Source organism: Parafrankia sp. FMc2 (genome assembly GCF_041008525.1).
Lineage (GTDB): Bacteria > Actinomycetota > Actinomycetes > Frankiales > Frankiaceae > Parafrankia.
In genome coordinates this window covers 25049-41150 of the sequence record NZ_JBFLUG010000009.1, presented here as the reverse complement: position 1 = coordinate 41150, position 16102 = coordinate 25049, and the positions used below count along the sequence as shown (strand labels likewise).

Sequence of the window (16102 nt, the reverse complement as noted above, 5' to 3'; positions counted from 1 at the left end):
GATCGTAGGCCGATCGCGGTGGCGAGAGGTGGGGGATGAGGGGACGCGCCGTGCGGGCAGTGACCTATGCCACATCACGGATTCGGTCCGTTCCTGGTTCAGGATGGCAGGTCCCGGCGCAGTGAGGCGATCGCGGCGGCGATGAGGACCACCGCCCACGAGATCGCGGCGGACAGTGACGAGACCGGGGTCTCGGTGGTGGGCCACAGGAGCACGCCCGAAGGTGCGGTGACCGGGCCGTGGAAGCGGGCCCCGTCGAGCGCGGCCTCGACCACGCCGCTCAACGCGACGACACCGGCGGCCGGAGCGAGACCACGGGTGAGCTCACCCAGTGCCACGCCCGTCAGACCGGCCGCGCACACCACGGCGACAACGATCAGGTAGGCGGTCAGCACCTCCGCCGGACGGCCCGACCGCATGGCCGCGCCCCCGTGTCGGTCGGCACCGCGCAGCCACCAGGCCGCGAACACCAGGCTGGACAGGACCGTGCCGATCAGCGCCACCGTCGCGGCCTGGGCGGCGAGGACCCGCACCCGGCCCGGGCTGACCAGCCAGGCATGGGTGATCGTGCGGTACCGGTACTCACTGGTGACGAGAACGACGCCGAAGAACATCATGGCGTAGGCGAGGAGAAAACCCGAGCGGGAGCGCAGCCCGTTCCAGGCCAGGGCCGGCTCGGCCTGGGCGCCCCACAGCAGCAGGGGCAGCGCGTGCACGGCCAGGACGATGCACAACCCGACGAGCTGCCACCGCCCGGTGGCCAGCTTCATGAGCTCGGCGCCGACAAGGCGCGGTGTGCGCGGCCCGCGGCCCCGCCCCGTACCCCCCGTACCCCCCGCGCGCGACGCGCGCGGCCGGCGGGCGGCGGCCCGGCCGCCGGGGGTGACGAGCGTGTGTGGGCCGGTCATCGGCCCTCGCCGGTGGACTGGCCGGTCAGCTCGAAGAACGCCCGCTCCAGATCCGGCCCCGTGGTGTGCAGCTCGACGAGGGGGATGCCGTGCCCCGCGCACAGCCGGCCCACCCGTTCGGCCGTGCCGTGCGGCAGGCGGAGGGAGTCGGGCCCGGTGCGGACGACCCGCGCCCCGGGAAGCGCGGAGGGCAGGAGCCCGGCGAGCCGGTCGGCCTCGGGTGTGCGGACCTCGACCCTGCCCGCGCCCACCTCGCCGGCGGGCGCGGCCAGCACCACCCGACCCCGGTCGATGATCACGACGTGGTCGACCGTCTGCGCCACCTCGGCGAGCACGTGGCTGGACACCAGGGCGCAGCGCCCGGAGGCGGCCCACTCGCGCAGGAAGTGGCGCAGCCAGCGGATGCCGTCCGGGTCCAGGCCGTTGGCGGGCTCGTCCAGGACGAGCAGCTCGGGATCTCCGAGCAGGGCGCAGGCGATGGCCAGCCGGCCGCGCATCCCCAGCGAGTAGCCGCCGACCGGGCGGTCGGCGGCCGACGCGAGGTCGACACTCTCCAACGCGCCCTCGACGGCTGCCGACCGCGCGCGGCGGGGCAGGCCGAGCGCCACGGCCAGGCAGCGGAGGTGGTCACGCCCGCTGCGGGCCGGGTGAGCGGTCGGTTCGAGCACGGCGCCCACTGTCCTCGCCGGGTCCGACAGTTTCCGGTAGGAACGGAGCTCCCGACGGTGGCCGTCCCGGAGCAGCGCCTGCCCGCTGGTGGGGCTGACCAGGCCGAGCAGGATGCGCAATGTCGTGGTCTTGCCCGAGCCGTTCGCGCCGAGAAAACCGGTCACCGCCCCCGCGGGCACCGTGAACGAGACGTTCCGCAGCGCCTCCACCCGTCCGTACCGCTTGGTGAGGTCGCGGACCGCCACGACGTCGCCCGAGGTGGACGCCCGGGCCGGAGCCGGACCGCTGGCCTGGCGGGCGTCGTCATCCACCGTCACGGATCTGATTACGGTGGCCTCCTCAGGTCGGAACGCCCTGTGATCGTCTCACGGTAACGGCCGTGTGTTTCCGGGGGCGGCGCTGTCGCGCAGCTGGGCGAGCAGACGGCCCAGAGTGGCCCGTTCGTCGTCGGACAGGCCGCCGGTGAACCGCCCGACGGCGCCCGACGCGTCGGCCACCCCGCGCTCCAGCGCGGTCCGCCCGGTCGGTGTCAGCTCCAGCAGAATCGCCCGCCGGTCAGTGGGATCGACCCGGCGGCACACCATGCCGTCCGCCTCCAGCCCGTCCACGGTCTCGGTCATCGTGCGGGGCGCCACGGCGACGGCCGCGGCCAGATCGCGCGGCCGGACGGGCCCGCGCTCGGCGACGAGCCGCAGCACCTTCAGGCGGGCCAGGGTCAGTCCGGCGCCGGCGCGCAGTGCCTCGTTGACCGAACGCCGCACCTGGTGGCCGACGGCCAGCACCAGGTCGATGAGCGGGTCTCCGGTGTCGGGTGGGGGCATGTCCCGGTCGTCCCCTTCGCTGCTTCCGTCGTTGTTCTCGGCCGTCGTTCTCGGCAGATCGTGCGCCGTGCGTCACAGGTCCGAGCACGGAGCATCCTCTATTGTGAGGGCACCTCATTGAAATGGAAAGGGCGGAACACCGTGGACGCACTGGCCTGCCTGATGACCCGCCGCACGGCCACCCGGCTGGTGGAGCCGGGCCCGACATCCGAACAGCTCGCCGTCATGCTCACCGCGGCGACCACCGCGCCGGACCACAAGATGCTGCGCCCGTGGCGCTTCGTCGTGGTCCGGGGCGAGGCGCGCACGACCCTCGCGAACGCGATCACAGCCGCCGCCGAGGCCGTCGGTGGCCTGGCCGAACCGGTGATCCGCAAGGCCGCGGGCAAGGCCACCCGCTCGCCGGCCCTGATCGCGGTGATCGCCTCCCGGGTGCCCGGAGCCAAAGTCCCCCGTGCCGAGCAGGACGCCTCCGCCGCCGCGGCGGCGCAGAACATCTGCCTGGCCGCGCACGCCCAGGGTGTCGCCTCGGCCTGGAAATCGGTACCGCTGCCCGACAGCGACGAGGTCCGCGCCGTGTTCGGGCTGACCGGCGGCGAGGAGCTGCTCGGCTGGGTCGAGCTGGGCACGCTGTCCGACGCCGTCCCGCTCCCGCCGCGCCCCCAGGTCGACCTGCCGGCGGTGACCGCCGAGCTGACCACCGACGGCGTGCTCGGCCCCGTCCCGGCCCTGGCCGCGGCAGCCGCCACCCTTGTGACGCCAGCCGGGTGACGCGCGGGCCTGGACGCGCGGGCCTGTTCGTGGCGGCTGACCCGGGCGTGTGACGGATGTCCGGTCGTGGCGGGCAGTCCTGTTGTGGACGGCAGCGGAAGTTGCCCTCGGCAGGGGAAAAGGAGTGCCGCCGGGGTACAGAGACTGCTGCGGGCGGCGCTGCTGCGCCGTCCCGAGTCGGTCGCCTTTCCCGGTCACCGACGCACGCGGCGAACCCGCCGGTTCCGGCACCCCCGACCTCCGCTTCCGGAAAGTAGCGGCGTTCGGCGCCGGGAGCTACCTAAGCTGAACCCAGGCCGGCAGCCAGGCCTGTGAGGGGGTGGCGCGGTGACCAGGACTCGCTCGTCCGGTACGGCCCCCCGCGGCCCGCTGCGTCGGCAGATGATCAGCAGGCTGGTGGCCGGCCGGCTGATGGTCGCGGGGGCCCTGCTCACCGCGGCGCTGGCCGGGTGCGCCGAATCCGGAGCGGACACCGCCAGCTCCCGACCCGTGCCGCCGGCAGCGGCCGACCCGCCCCAGTCCTACTCGACGCCGGACCCGGCAGCCACCGGGGCCGAGACCCCGGGGGGCGCCGGCGGCGCCGCGGGTACGGGTACCGCCGGTACCGATCCCGCTGGCTCCCCGGGTGACGGCGCCGGCGGCGCCAACGGGGCAGGCGGGGCAGGCGCAGCTGGCTCCGGCGGCGACGGGGCGGATCCTCCTTCCAGCGGCGAGGCCGGGACGTCCGGCGCGGAGAACGGCGCGAGTGGCGCGGGTGATGGCGGTGGAGAGGATCGAGATGCCGCGGGCGGCTCGGCGGGGCCGCTGGTGCCGGAGCTGCCGTCGGTCGCGCCTTCCCCGGTCTTTCTCGGCGAGGCGTGTGACCCGGACCGCGACTCCGAGCCCGCGATGGCGGTCAACGGCCTGGTCCTCCACTGCGTGCAGGTGCCGGAGCCGGAGATCACCGGGGCCGACCCGGGTGGGGTCGGGCGCTGGTCGCCCGGGCCGCCGTCCCAGGGCAACCCGACCGGTCCGGAACCTGGCGGTGAGTGTGACCCGGCCGACGTCGGAAAGGTCGTCCCTGGTGCCGGCGGCCGGCCGCTGTCCTGCCTGCGCGAGCCGGACGGCGCGATGCGCTGGGCCGACGTCTCCTGACACCGACGTCTCCTGGCTCAGCGGCGGCGGCGCGGGCGCAGCAGGTCGGCGAGTGACCAGAGCGGTGGCAGCACGAGCAGGGTGAACACCGCCGCCCAGGCCCAGGGATGGTCGGCGAGGTAGGGGACGGCGTCGTCACGCAGCCAGGGGAACAGCCGGTCGCCAGCCGCCGGGATCAACCCGGCGGCGGCCAGCACGGCGAGCCCGCCGGCGCCGGCCACCGTGAGCCCGCCGGTGAGCGTCCGCCAGCTGGTCACGCCGATCATGAGCAGGCCGGTGAGGGCGGCCAGCAGTCCCAGCCCGCCGAGTAGCCCGGCCTGGGTGACCGCCCCCGCGAGCCCGGCGAGGAGCAGCACCGTACCGGTGGCGATCGTCACCCGGTACCGGCGGCGGGCGAGGTTGTCCACGGCCGCGTGGGCGAGCCGGGTCACGGCGCGCGCGGCGGCGACGGCGGGGCGCAGCGGGCGGGGGAGCGCGCGCAGCGACGCGAGCCAGGCGGTCAGTACCGCCAGGGTCTGGGCGACGGCGGCGACGAGGATCGCGCTGTTCGCCCGGTCGGTCAGCCGTTCGTCGGCTACCCGGCAGGTCCGCAGCACGGTGTCGGCGGCCGCGGGATCGACCCGGTCGCCGCCGGCTTCGGCATGTTCGGCCACCGTGTCGAGGAAGGTCCGGTTCGGAGCGGGGCTGGCACCGGCACCGTCGATGTCCGCGCGGACGGCGGTGGCCACGCTGACCAGCTCGGCCGCGGCGATCTCGCGCTGGATGCCGGCGGCGACCCAGGCCGCGGTCTCCGGCAGGGCGGCCGGGACCGGCGCGTCCGGATCGTCCAGCCAGGCCAGCTCGGCCAGTACGGGCCCGGGCGCCGGGGCCGCGGCGACCGTTGCCAGCTGGTCCACGAAGTCGGTGAGCCACCGCGCCTCGTCGGCCGTGGAGCCGGGCCGCCCACCCGCGGTGTCGCGTAACCAGGCGAGGCGGCGCGGGTCGAGCAGGATGCGGACCAGCCAGGCAGCGCCGTCGAGGCGCCCCCACATCCAGTCGTTCGCTCGCCAGGACGATTTCGCGAAGGCGCCGAAGCTCCCGAGCTGCAGCCCGGTCAGCTTGCGCGCCGCGGTTGCCCGGCCCGGATCAAGGTCGCAGCGGACGTCCGCGCTGACCTGGACGAGCTCCACCGGCTGGTCGACGATCTCAGCCCCGGTCAGGGTGCGGGTGACCAGATGCAGGTCGAGGAGAGCCAGGGCCGCCCCGCCGCGTCGCGGCGGGAGGTACCGGATGAAGTCGGCCAGGGTGCGGGCGGCCACCCGGCGCCGGGCGGCGAGACTCAGCCCGTTCGGATGGGTGCGCGGCCGCTGGGTCAGCAGCGCGGCGGACGCGAGCAGTGCGGTCGGCGTAGCCGGCGCGTTCGGCGTCGCCGACCTGGCGGACGCCGCCGCGGCCGGCGACCGGCCGAGGGCGCTGTCCGGTGAGCGCGCCACGATGCGGCCGAGCAGGTCGCGCAGGTTCTCGGTCAGTGAACCCAGCGTGGTCCAGGCGAGGGTGAGATCGGTCTGGCTGGTCTCGGCGTCGCCCACCCCGCGCAGCCAGCGCCGGGCTGCCTCGGCGACCACCGCGTCGGACGGCGCGCCTGCCAGGTCGGTCAGCGTGTGGCGGACGATCGTGAACGCCCCCCGGTTCGCCGGGGTCGACGGGAGCGGCAGCAGGTGGGCCCCGGCCTGCTCGCGGGGCGCGACCACGGCCCCGTGGATCCCCCGGGCCAGGTGCGCCAGCGCTCTGCGGTCACGCGGGTCCGTCGCCAGCACGTAGCCCTCGTTGATCATTGCGATCAGGATGCCCTTGGCCGCGTCGACCGCGGGACGCCCCAGCCGCCACAGCTCACCGGTGTCGGCCTGGCCGGGCAGCTCGTCGGGAAACTGTGCCAGCGCGGCGCGCACGGCGGCGACGCGCAGCTCCATGCGGCCGCCGGCCGACGCCAGCAGCTCCGCGGCGTCGGCGGGAACGGTGTCCAGCGGCGCCGGGCCGGCCGCCGCGTCGACGACGATCCGGTCGAAGACCTCCAGCACGGCATCCGCGGCGCGTTCCGCCTCCCGCCCGCGGTACGCCTCGTAGATGTCCTGGTCGGTCAGCCGCGGCCCGCCGGCCGGCGCGAGCCGGAACAGCGCCCGCCGGGTCGCGCGCAGGCCGCGGACGGCCTCGTTGTGCTCTCGGATGCGCCGAAGGTCGACCGAGATCGACTGGTTCAGTGCGGCGTCGAGCGCGCCGAGCAGTGTCTCGGTGGCCGCGGGGAGGCCAGGGCGCTGCCCGGGGCCGTGGTCCGCTGCCGGGTTCCCCGTCGGGTTCCCCGCGGCGTTCTCCGGTGCGCCCTCGGGCGGGTTCGGCGCGGGCACGACGTAGGCGAGGACGCGGCGGACCTGCCGGCCGCGCGCGGGCCGCTCGAAGACCTCCTGGATCGCCGGCCCGATCGGGCGGTTCACCAGGATGCCCCCGTCGGAGCCGTAGAAGTCACCGGCCGCGTTCACGTAGTCGGCCATGTCCGGATGGTCGGCGTCCGGGGAGTTGCGCACCGGGACGTACGCCGGTTCGAAGGCGCCGGGGAACGCCGCGCTGGCCCGGGCTGCCAGTGCCAGGCGGGCGGCCGCCTCGGGGTCGGTCAGGTCGTCCTCGCCGAAGACGAACAGGCCGCGGTGGTCACGGTCGCGGATGATGCCGCCGAGGTCGTCCGACCAGCGGCTGGATTCCCCACCCAGGATGGTCGTGGTGATGAACACCGAGGTCGGACGGATCGTGCGCGCGGTACCGGCCCGCGGGGCGATGCTGTGCAGCCCGCGGCGCAACGCCGGGAGCAGGACCTCGTCCCCGCGCAGCAGGGAGGGGAAGCGCCGCCCGTCCGGCCGCCGCATCAGCTCGCGCAGGGAACCCAGCGTGATCCACAGGTCGTGCAGGGGCCCGAGGTCGGTGTCGTGGGCGTTCGCGTACCCGAGCAGGGCCACGTTGATGCCGCCGGCGGAGGCCCCGGCGAGGACGTCCACCGAGATCTCGACGTCCAGCGCGGCCAGCAGCGCGGCCCAGCGCCCGGCGACGGCGGCGTCGGTGGCGGACCAGCCGCGGGCGTGACCTGCCCGGGCGGCGGTGGCGAGGTTGATCTCGCGTGCGACGCCGCCCATCCACACCGCGAGGCTGGCGCCGCCGGTCATCACGATCGCGAGCCGGATGTCCTGCGTGGCGCCGTCGCGGGGCCCGTCGGGCCGGTCGGGACTGTCTGGTCCGCCGGGCTCGTCTGCGCCCGCAGTGGCCCTCGCACCGCCCTCCGTCATGGTCGCAAGACTAGACGTGCCGGACATTGCTGACTCCGTGTGCTTTGCGTGCACTCCTGACCGGTGTGGCATTCGTCCGGAGATCTCTCCCCTTCTTGGTTACTCGCGAGTAGCATGGGCATCACCTACCAGCGAGTAACTACGCCCGCGCCACCGAGCACCGCACGGTGGGTCGGAGGGGAGGAACCGTCCATGGGGCACTACCGGAGCAACCTTCGCGACATCGAGTTCAACCTGTTCGAGGTGTTCGGCGTGGACCGGACGCTCGGGACCGGGCCCTTCGCGGAGATGGACCGCGATACCGCCCACGAGGTGCTTGCCGAGCTCGAGCGAGTCGCCACCGGGCCGGTCGCCGAGTCGTTCGTCGACGCGGACCGCCACCCGCCGACGCTGGACCCGGACACCGGCACCGTCACGCTGCCCGAGTCCTTCCACCGCTCCTACGCCGCGGCGCAGGAGGGCGAGTGGTGGCGGCTGTACCTGCCGGCGCACCTCGGCGGCATGGGTGCCCCGCCGACCATCGCCTGGGCGGCGTCCGAGCTGCTGCTCGGCGCGAACCCGGCCGTGTTCATGTACATGGCCGGCCCGACCTTCGCCGCCATCCTCGAGAACGTCGGCACCGAGTGGCAGAAGAAGCTCGCGCACTGGGCCATCGAGCGCCAGTGGGGCGCGACCATGGTGCTGACCGAGCCGGACGCCGGCTCGGACGTCGGCGCCGGCCGGGCGCGCGCCGTCGCGCAGCCGGATGGGACCTGGCACATCGAGGGCGTCAAGCGCTTCATCACCAGCGGCGACTGGGACATCCCCGAGAACATCTTCCACCTGGTGCTCGCCCGTCCGGAGGGTCACGGACCGGGCACCAAGGGCCTGTCGATGTTCGTGTTGCCGAAGTACATGCCCGACCCGGAGACCGGCGAGCCCGGCGCCCGCAACGGCGTCTACGTCACCAACCTCGAGAAGAAGATGGGACTGAAGGTCTCGACCACCTGCGAGCTGCGGTTCGGTGAGCGCGAGCCGGCCGTCGGCTGGCTGGTCGGCGACGTCCACGACGGCATCGCCCAGATGTTCCGGGTCATCGAGTACGCCCGGATGATGGTCGGGACGAAGGCCATCGCCACCCTGTCCACCGGCTACCTCAACGCGCTGGAGTTCGCCCGCGGGCGCGTGCAGGGCGCGGATCTCACCCGGGCCTCGGACAAGACCGCACCGCGCGTAACGATCATCAACCACCCGGACGTCCGCCGGATGCTCATGGCGCAGAAGGCGTACGCCGAGGGGATGCGCGCCCTCGTGCTCTACACGGCGACCTTCCAGGACGCCGTCGCCCTGGCCGCGGCCCGCGGCGAGGCGGACGAGGACGCCGAGCGGATGAACGACCTGCTGCTTCCGATCGTCAAGGGCGTCGGCTCGGAACGGTCCTACGAGCTGCTCGCGAGCTCGCTGCAGGTCTTCGGCGGCTCCGGCTACCTGCAGGACTATCCGATCGAGCAGTACATCCGCGACGCGAAGATCGACACCCTGTACGAGGGCACGACGTCCATCCAGGGCCAGGACCTGTTCTTCCGGAAGATCGTCCGGGACAAGGGGCGGGCGCTGACAACCCTGCTCGGGCAGATCCAGGAGTTCGCCAAGGGCGAGGCGGGCAACGGCGCGCTGCGCGGCGAGCGGGAGGCGCTGGGCAAGGCCCTGGAGGAGTGCCAGGCGATGGTCGGAGCCATGGTCGGCTTCCTCACCGCCGGCGCCGAGAACAGCAGGCAGGTCTACCGGGTCGGGCTGAACACCACCCGGCTGCTGATGAGCCTCGGCGACGTCGTCATCGGCTGGCTGCTGCTGCGCGGCGCCGAGGCGGCACTGCAGGCCCAGGCCGACGGCTCCGCGACCGGGCGGGACCAGGCCTTCTACACCGGCAAGATCGCGGCGGCCCGCTGGTTCGCCGCCAACGTCCTGCCGGAGCTGCAGGCCCGCCGCACGGTGCTGGAAGGCACCGGCCTCGGGCTGATGGAGCTACCCGAAGAAGCCTTCTGACGCAGTGGGATCCGCGCGGGGTGGCCGGCGAGCGTGCCGGTCACCCCGCGCGGATTTCCCGCTGGCGCACCCGGCCCGCCCGGAGCGCACTGCGACCCCGCTGGCCTCGATGGACGTAGCAGCTGCCGCACGAGACCGAAGACGCCCAGGGTGTCCGTCGGGCGCTGAATGTGCGCAGCGTGGTTGTATCGTGGGCGATCAGGGGTAGACGGAGCCAATGGGAACTCTGCTGAGCCTTCTGCTTCTCGCTTTCGGCGCCGTGCTCGCGTTCGCCGTCCGTGCCGATCCGTCCGGCCTCGACCTCACCGCTGTCGGGGTCATTCTCATGATCGTCAGTCTGGTGGGGCTGGGCGTCACGCTCTACCGCGACCAGTGGCGCCGCCGGATCGTCGAGGAGTCCATCGACCACGGCACGCCGCCGCCGGTCAGTGTCGACGACACCGTGCTGGTGGACCCGTCCATGCAGGTCGAGGCCCCGACGCACTATGACCCCGTCCGCCCTGAGTCGGGCAGTGGCAGCAGCCCCGCCCCGTCCGTCCGCGAGACGCGCACCGACGTGCACCTGGACGAGCGGCCCCGAAGCCAGCGCAGGCTGCGCTCGCGCTGAGCTGCACCCGCTGCACTGCACCTGCCTGCCGCACCTGCCTGTGCTGCGCGCGCAGTGGGGCGGCCTGCCTGCTCCGGGCGGAGGACGGCCGGCCGGGAGCAGGCGCGTAGGTGTGACGTGCGGACGGGCGCCGACCGGGCTCAGGTGGTGCGCAGCGGGGGGAAAGCCTGGTCGAGCTCGTTGCGCATGTCACGCTTGAGAATGTCGTCGGCCTCGGTGGACGACTGGCCCTCCAGCAGGAACCGGGCGACCCGCAGGGTCAGGTCCACCCGCTCGGCCAGGTTGAGCGCCCCGTTGAACCGGCCGCTGGTGCTGGCGGAGGTCAGTACCTTCGCGACGAACTCGTCGGCGGCCTGCAGAGCCTCCACGCGCGTCATGCGTTCACCTCTTCGTGGCGGAAGTCGAGCCGGGTGCCGGGTGTGAGGCGCAACCGTACCAGGCTGGACACCTCTCTCCGTTGTGCACCCCTATGTGTCCGTTGTTCCCTCGGGGGTGTATGCGGCGAAGTGCGGAGATCCGGCGCATCGTGGCGTACCTGGCCTGACCAGCGCGTCGGGCTCAGTTCCAGGCGAGGGCGACCACGGGGTCGGCGAGGACCGCCCCGACATCGGCGAGGACCGCCGAGCCCAGCTCGCCGTCCACCACCCGGTGGTCGAACGAGAGGGCGAGCTGGGCCACCGTGCGCACCGCGAGCTCGCCGTCGTGCACCCAGGGGGCCGGCTTGATCGCGCCGAGTGCCAGGATCGCCGCCTCGCCCGGGTTGATCACCGGTGCGCCGGTGTCGACACCGAAGACGCCGACATTGGTGATGGTGATCGTGCCGCCGGAGAGGTCCGCCGGGCGCAGCCGGTCCGCCCGCGCGGCCTCGGTCAGCCCCTGCAGCGCGCGGGCGAGCCCGACCAGGTCGAGTGCCCCCGCCGCGGGGATGTTCGGGACGACCAGGCCCCGCGGCCCCGCCACCGCGATCCCGAGGTTCACCTGCTCCTTCACGCGGATCTCGGCATCGTCGCCGGACGTGTCGCCGACCCAGGACGCGTTGATCATCGGGTGTCGCCGAACGGCGGTCAGCAGTGCCTTCGCCACCAGCAGCAGCGGAGTCACCCGCACGCCGGCGAAGTCCGGCAGGGCCGCGATCCGCTCCTTCGCCGCCATCGTCTCGGTGACGTCGACACTGAGGAACTCGGTGGCGTGCGGCGCCGTGAACATGCTCGCGACCATCGCCCGCGCCATCGTGCGCCGAACTCCCGTGACCGGCACCCGCCAGCTCCGGGACGCCTCGTCGAAACGGGCGTCCTCCGGGACGGCGCCCGGCACCTGCCGAGCGGCCGCCGGGGGGACGGAGTGTGCCGGGGGGACTGAGTGCGCAGGGGAGATGGCGGGTGCCGCCGGAACTTCCCGGGCCGGCAGGAGTGGGGCGGTGGCCGGGGCGGGGCCTGCGGCTGCCTCGACGTCCGCCCGGCTGATCGTGCCCGCCGGGCCGGTGCCGGCCAGACTGGAGAGGTCCACCCCCAGGTCACGCGCGAGCTTGCGCACCGGTGGCTTCGCCGCCACGCGGCCCGGGCGGGGAACCGTGCTGGTCGGCGCGGTCGCGGTCGGCGCGGTGGCGGTCGGCGCGGTGGCGGTCGGCGCGGTCGGCGGGCCGCCCTGGACGCGGCGCCGGCGCCGGCGCCCGGTCTCGCCGCTGCGCGGCCCGTACCCGACGAGCATCGGCGTGCGGCCGGCCGCCATCGACGGCCGGCCGGCGGAATCAGCCCGGTCGGCGTCGGTTCCCCCGGCAGGGCCCCCCGCAGCGCCCGCGGGGACGCCGTCGGGGGCGACTTCGGGTACTCCGTCCATGGTCTCTCCGGCGCGCGACGCCGGCAGCGAGGCAGCTCCGGCAGCTCCGGCAGCTCCGCTGTGGGGTTCCCCGGCTGGCGGGGGCGATGCGGCGGTGCCGCCCGGCGGCTCGTCACCGACAGCGTCGATGGTGAGCAGCGGTGCGCCGACCGCGAGCTCGGCACCGGGCTCGCCGTGCCGCTCGACGAGCACCCCGGCGAACGGTGACGGGATCTCCACGACGGCCTTCGCCGTCTCGACCTCCACCAGCGGCTGGTTCACGGTCACGGCCTCGCCGACGTCCACCAGCCAGCGGACGATCTCCGCCTCGGTCAGGCCCTCGCCCAGGTCGGGTAGACGGAACTGTCGATGGGACACCGCAGTCTCCTCAGTAGCCGAACGATCGGTCGACGGCATCGAGGATCCGGTCGACGTCAGGGAGGTAGTGGTCCTCCAGCCGGGCGGGAGGGTAGGGCGTGTCGAAGCCGGTCACCCGGAGCACCGGTGCTTCCAGGTGGTAAAAGGCCTGCTCGGTGACGCGGGCGGCGATCTCCGACGACAGCGACACGTTCGACGGCGCCTCGTGGACCGCCACGAGCCGGCCGGTGCGGCGGGTCGACTCGATCACCGGGTCGAGGTCGAGCGGTGACAGCGAGCGCAGGTCGATCACCTCCAGCGATCGGCCGTCCTCCGCGGCGGCGACCTCGGCGGCGTCCAGGCAGGTGCGGACCATCGGGCCGTAGGCGACCACGGTGGCGTCCTCGCCCGGCCGGACCACTCGCGCGCTGTGCAGGCCGGTACGCAGATCGGCCGGGAGGTCGGCAAGCGGGGTCGTGTCGACCTCGCCCTTCTCCCAGTAGCGGCGCTTGGGCTCCAGGAAGATCACCGGATCGTCCGAGGCCACCGCCTGCTGGATCATCAGGTGTGCGTCGGCCGGATTGGAACAGGTGACGACACGCAGCCCGGCGGTGTGACAGAAGTAGGCCTCGGGCGACTCGCTGTGGTGCTCGACCGCGCCGATGCCGCCGCCGTAGGGGATCCGGATCGTCACCGGCAGCCGGACCCGGCCGGCCGAGCGGTAGTGCATCTTCGCGAGCTGGCTGACGATCTGGTCGAACGCCGGGTAGACGAACCCGTCGAACTGGATCTCGCAGACCGGCCGGAAGCCACGCATGGCGAGCCCGATGGCGGTGCCGACGATGGCCGACTCGGCGAGCGGCGTGTCGATCACCCGCTCCTCGCCGAACAGCTCCTGCAGCCCGTCGGTGATGCGGAAGACACCGCCGAGCTTTCCGACGTCCTCACCCATGATCACGGTCTTCGGGTCGGCCTGCATGGCGGCGAGCAGCCCGGTGTTCAGCGCCTTGGCGAGGGTCAGTGTCCGGCGGGCGCTGTCCTCCGCCGCGGTGCCGCTGCCGTCGACCGTGGCTGCCGCCGCCCGGTGCCCCGGGGCCGTGACGTTGCCGGCCGCCGTGCCACCGCCCGCCCTGTCGCGGCCCAGGGAGCCGGCAGTGCCGGCCGGTCGGGGGTCCGCGTCCACAGCCGCGTCCACAGCGACCTGCCTGGCGGTGTTCGCCGGTGCGTCCGCGGCTGGCCCCGTCGCCATCTCACTGGTCGTCACAGCAACGCTCCCCGGAGATCCGCGTACGCGGCGCGCTCGGTGGCGACCAGACTGTTCTCGGTCACCTGAACATGATCGAAGACGGAGTTCTCGGGCGGGTCGGGGAGCGCGAGGCAGCGGGCCCGCAGGTCCGCCGCGATGGCGTCCGCCTCGGCGGCGATGCTCGACTCCCGCTCGTCGGTGAGGACGTCCCGCGCCCGCAGGTACGTCCGCAGCCGGTCGAGCGGATCACGGCGGCGCCAGGTGGAAAGCTCGTCCGCGGGGCGGTAGCGGGACGGGTCGTCGGCGGTCGTGTGCGGATTGATCCGATAGGTGAGCGCCTCCACCAGCACCGGGCCTGCCCCGGCGCGGGCCTGCCGCAGCGCCCACCGGGTCACCGCCAGCGTGGCGAGGACGTCGTTGCCGTCGACCCGCACGCTCGGGAAACCGAACCCGCGGGCGCGCTGGTAGACCGGGACCCGGCTCTGCCGCCGGTACGGCTCCGAGATCGCCCACTGGTTGTTCTGGCAGAAGAAGACCAGCGGCGCGGAGAACACACTCGCCCAGCCGAAGGCCTCGCTCACATCCCCCTCGCTGGACGCCCCGTCGCCGAAGTAGGAGATGACCGCGCCCTCGCCATGGTCGCGGGTGACCCCCATGGCGTAGCCGGTGGCATGCAGGGTCTGCGAGCCGACGACGATGGCGTAGAGGGCGAAACCGTGCTCCTGGGGATCCCACCCGCCGAGCGAGGATCCCCGGAACAGGCCGAACACATTCAGCGGGTCGACCCCCCGGCACCAGGCGACACCGTGCTCCCGGTACGACGGGAACGCCATGTCGTCGGGGCCGAGGGCCCGGCCCGAACCGATCTGCGCGGCCTCCTGGCCGCGCAGGCTCGCCCACAGAGACAGCTCGCCCTGGCGTTGCAGGGCGGTGCCCTCGTCATCGAGGCGGCGGACGATCGTCATGTCCCGCAACAGGCCGACCAGGTCGTCGTCGGTCACATCGGCCACGTAGGCCTGGTACTCAGCCTCGGGACCGGATGCGGATGCCGGGGTCGTCCGCCGGCCGTCCGGGGTGAGCAGCTGCACCAGCTCCGTCACACTGGCAAACATAGCCCTCGCTCCCGCGGAGGCAACCTGGCGAGACGATGTCGGCGTAGTCGGACGGTTGCGGCCAGTGACCGATGGCCCCCTCGGTACGGTGACCCGCGTGAGTGACCACGCGCGCCACGCCGCCAGCAGCCCCGGCTCCTCCGCCGCTCCCACCCCGCCGGAGCCGTTCGAGGCACCCGCCCGGCCGCCGGTCGGAGCCGTGCTCGGCAAGGTCGGCATCTGGAGCGGCCAGTTCGACTTCTCGCCGGCCGGGACGGTCCGCGAGGCCGTCGCCGAACTGGACGAGCTCGGCTATTCCACCCTGTGGACCGGTGAGGTCAAGGGCCGCGAGGTCCTGGTGACCGCCGGGCTCATGCTCGGTGTGACGTCGCGGATGACCATCGCCACCGGCATCGCGCAGATCCTCGCCCGCAACCCGCTGACGATGGCCGCCGGTCAGCTCGCGCTCGCCGAGGCCCACCCGGGGCGTTTCCTGCTCGGCCTCGGCGTCTCACACGCGGAGCTGATGCACATCCGCGGCGCTGTCTACTCCCGGCCCCTTGCCCAGATGCGGGCCTACCTCGACGAGATGGACCGGATGGCCGCGGAGCAGTACCGGGCCGTGCCGCCGGCGGGCACCCAGCCGCGGGTGCTGGCCGCCCTCGGGCCGAAGATGCTCGGCCTCGCCCGGGACCGTGCCGACGGCGCACACACCTACTTCGTGCCGCCGGAGCACACCGCGCACGCCCGCGAGCTGCTCGGCGCCGGCAAACTGCTGGTGCCGGAGCAGGCGTTCGTCCTGCACACCGACCCGGAGGAGGCCCGCGAGCTGGCACGCCGGCACACCGGGTCGTACCTGCGGCTGCCCAACTACACGAACAACCTGCGCCGCTACGGCTTCACCGACGACGACCTGGCCGGTGCCGGATCGGACCGCCTGGTCGACACCATCGTCCCGTGGGGGGATGTCGACGTCCTGCTCGGCCGGATCAAGGAACACCTGGACGCCGGGGCCGACCAGGTCGCCGTACAGGTCCTCGACTTCGACCGCCGCGGGCTGCCGCGCCGCCAGTGGCGTGAGCTGGCCCCGGCGCTGCTGTCGCTGTAGTACGCCGCTGGCAGCGGTCTGGCCGGGCGCCCTGTGTCCGGCGCCCTGTGTCCGGCGCCCTGTGCCCGGTGCCCGGCGCGCCTGCCGTCAGCCGCTCGCTCGCCCGCCTGCCGCCTGCCGCCCGCCTGCTCGTCGCTTGTCGCACCGCGGGCGGATCCGGCCATTCTTTGCCGCCGTGCCGGGCGCAGGTGATGTTTTACCCGTTCTTCCGGGAGATCGGGATGTGGAGATCGGGAAGATGG

The 16102-nt window shown here is 73.8% G+C and carries 13 protein-coding genes; 5 read left to right on the top strand and 8 right to left on the bottom strand.

Annotated features, from left to right (window positions below):
- Positions 1 to 98 precede the first annotated feature (98 nt).
- Genes AB1460_RS05525 through AB1460_RS05515 form a run of 3 tightly spaced genes read right to left on the bottom strand, consistent with a single transcriptional unit; the run spans position 99 to position 2398 of the window.
- The gene (locus AB1460_RS05525) at positions 99 to 908 is read right to left on the bottom strand and encodes an ABC transporter permease (RefSeq protein ID WP_368959510.1); all 810 of its coding nucleotides are present in this window, start codon (positions 906 to 908) and stop codon (positions 99 to 101) included.
- Positions 905 to 1888: an ABC transporter ATP-binding protein gene (locus tag AB1460_RS05520; RefSeq protein ID WP_368959569.1), complete on the bottom strand. Its 984-nt coding sequence runs from the start codon at positions 1886 to 1888 to the stop codon at positions 905 to 907. The genes AB1460_RS05525 and AB1460_RS05520 overlap by 4 nt, the downstream gene beginning before the upstream one ends.
- Before the next feature lie 54 nt (positions 1889 to 1942).
- On the bottom strand, positions 1943 to 2398 hold the full coding sequence (locus AB1460_RS05515; protein ID WP_368959509.1) for a MarR family winged helix-turn-helix transcriptional regulator: 456 nt from the start codon (positions 2396 to 2398) through the stop codon (positions 1943 to 1945).
- Positions 2399 to 2539: 141 nt separating this feature from the next.
- Here AB1460_RS05515 and AB1460_RS05510 point away from each other — a divergent pair, with 141 nt between their 5' ends.
- Positions 2540 to 3169 (top strand): nitroreductase family protein, encoded by a 630-nt coding sequence (locus AB1460_RS05510; protein ID WP_368959508.1) that lies wholly within the window; start codon positions 2540 to 2542, stop codon positions 3167 to 3169.
- A 327-nt stretch (positions 3170 to 3496) separates the two neighbouring features.
- Positions 3497 to 4303: a hypothetical protein gene (locus AB1460_RS05505; protein ID WP_368959507.1), complete on the top strand. Its 807-nt coding sequence runs from the start codon at positions 3497 to 3499 to the stop codon at positions 4301 to 4303.
- A gap of 17 nt (positions 4304 to 4320) precedes the next feature.
- Here the strand turns inward: AB1460_RS05505 and AB1460_RS05500 are convergent, their stop codons facing one another.
- The gene (locus AB1460_RS05500) at positions 4321 to 7638 is read right to left on the bottom strand and encodes a patatin-like protein (RefSeq protein WP_368959506.1); all 3318 of its coding nucleotides are present in this window, start codon (positions 7636 to 7638) and stop codon (positions 4321 to 4323) included.
- Between the two features lie 165 nt (positions 7639 to 7803).
- On the opposite strand from AB1460_RS05500, the gene AB1460_RS05495 reads away from it, so the two are divergent.
- Together AB1460_RS05495 and AB1460_RS05490 are read left to right on the top strand one after the other, a co-directional pair.
- The gene (locus AB1460_RS05495) at positions 7804 to 9636 is read left to right on the top strand and encodes an acyl-CoA dehydrogenase (protein ID WP_368959505.1); all 1833 of its coding nucleotides are present in this window, start codon (positions 7804 to 7806) and stop codon (positions 9634 to 9636) included.
- A 217-nt stretch (positions 9637 to 9853) separates the two neighbouring features.
- The gene (locus AB1460_RS05490; RefSeq protein WP_368959504.1) at positions 9854 to 10243 is read left to right on the top strand and encodes a hypothetical protein; all 390 of its coding nucleotides are present in this window, start codon (positions 9854 to 9856) and stop codon (positions 10241 to 10243) included.
- Between the two features lie 140 nt (positions 10244 to 10383).
- Here AB1460_RS05490 and AB1460_RS05485 read toward each other — a convergent pair whose 3' ends face one another.
- From AB1460_RS05485 to AB1460_RS05470, 4 genes are all read right to left on the bottom strand, one after another.
- The gene (locus AB1460_RS05485) at positions 10384 to 10620 is read right to left on the bottom strand and encodes a hypothetical protein (RefSeq protein WP_368959503.1); all 237 of its coding nucleotides are present in this window, start codon (positions 10618 to 10620) and stop codon (positions 10384 to 10386) included.
- Positions 10621 to 10801: 181 nt separating this feature from the next.
- Positions 10802 to 12436, bottom strand: coding sequence for a dihydrolipoamide acetyltransferase family protein (locus AB1460_RS05480; protein ID WP_368959502.1), 1635 nt, complete (start codon positions 12434 to 12436; stop codon positions 10802 to 10804).
- Positions 12437 to 12446: 10 nt separating this feature from the next.
- Positions 12447 to 13679, bottom strand: coding sequence for an alpha-ketoacid dehydrogenase subunit beta (locus AB1460_RS05475; protein WP_368959501.1), 1233 nt, complete (start codon positions 13677 to 13679; stop codon positions 12447 to 12449).
- Positions 13676 to 14773: a thiamine pyrophosphate-dependent enzyme gene (locus tag AB1460_RS05470; RefSeq protein WP_368959500.1), complete on the bottom strand. Its 1098-nt coding sequence runs from the start codon at positions 14771 to 14773 to the stop codon at positions 13676 to 13678. The genes AB1460_RS05475 and AB1460_RS05470 overlap by 4 nt, the downstream gene beginning before the upstream one ends.
- Positions 14774 to 14870: 97 nt before the next feature.
- Between AB1460_RS05470 and AB1460_RS05465 the strand changes: the two genes are divergently transcribed.
- Positions 14871 to 15860 carry an LLM class F420-dependent oxidoreductase gene (locus AB1460_RS05465; protein WP_420497199.1) on the top strand — a complete coding sequence of 330 codons (990 nt, stop codon included), beginning with the start codon at positions 14871 to 14873 and terminating at the stop codon, positions 15858 to 15860.
- Positions 15861 to 16102 lie beyond the last annotated feature (242 nt).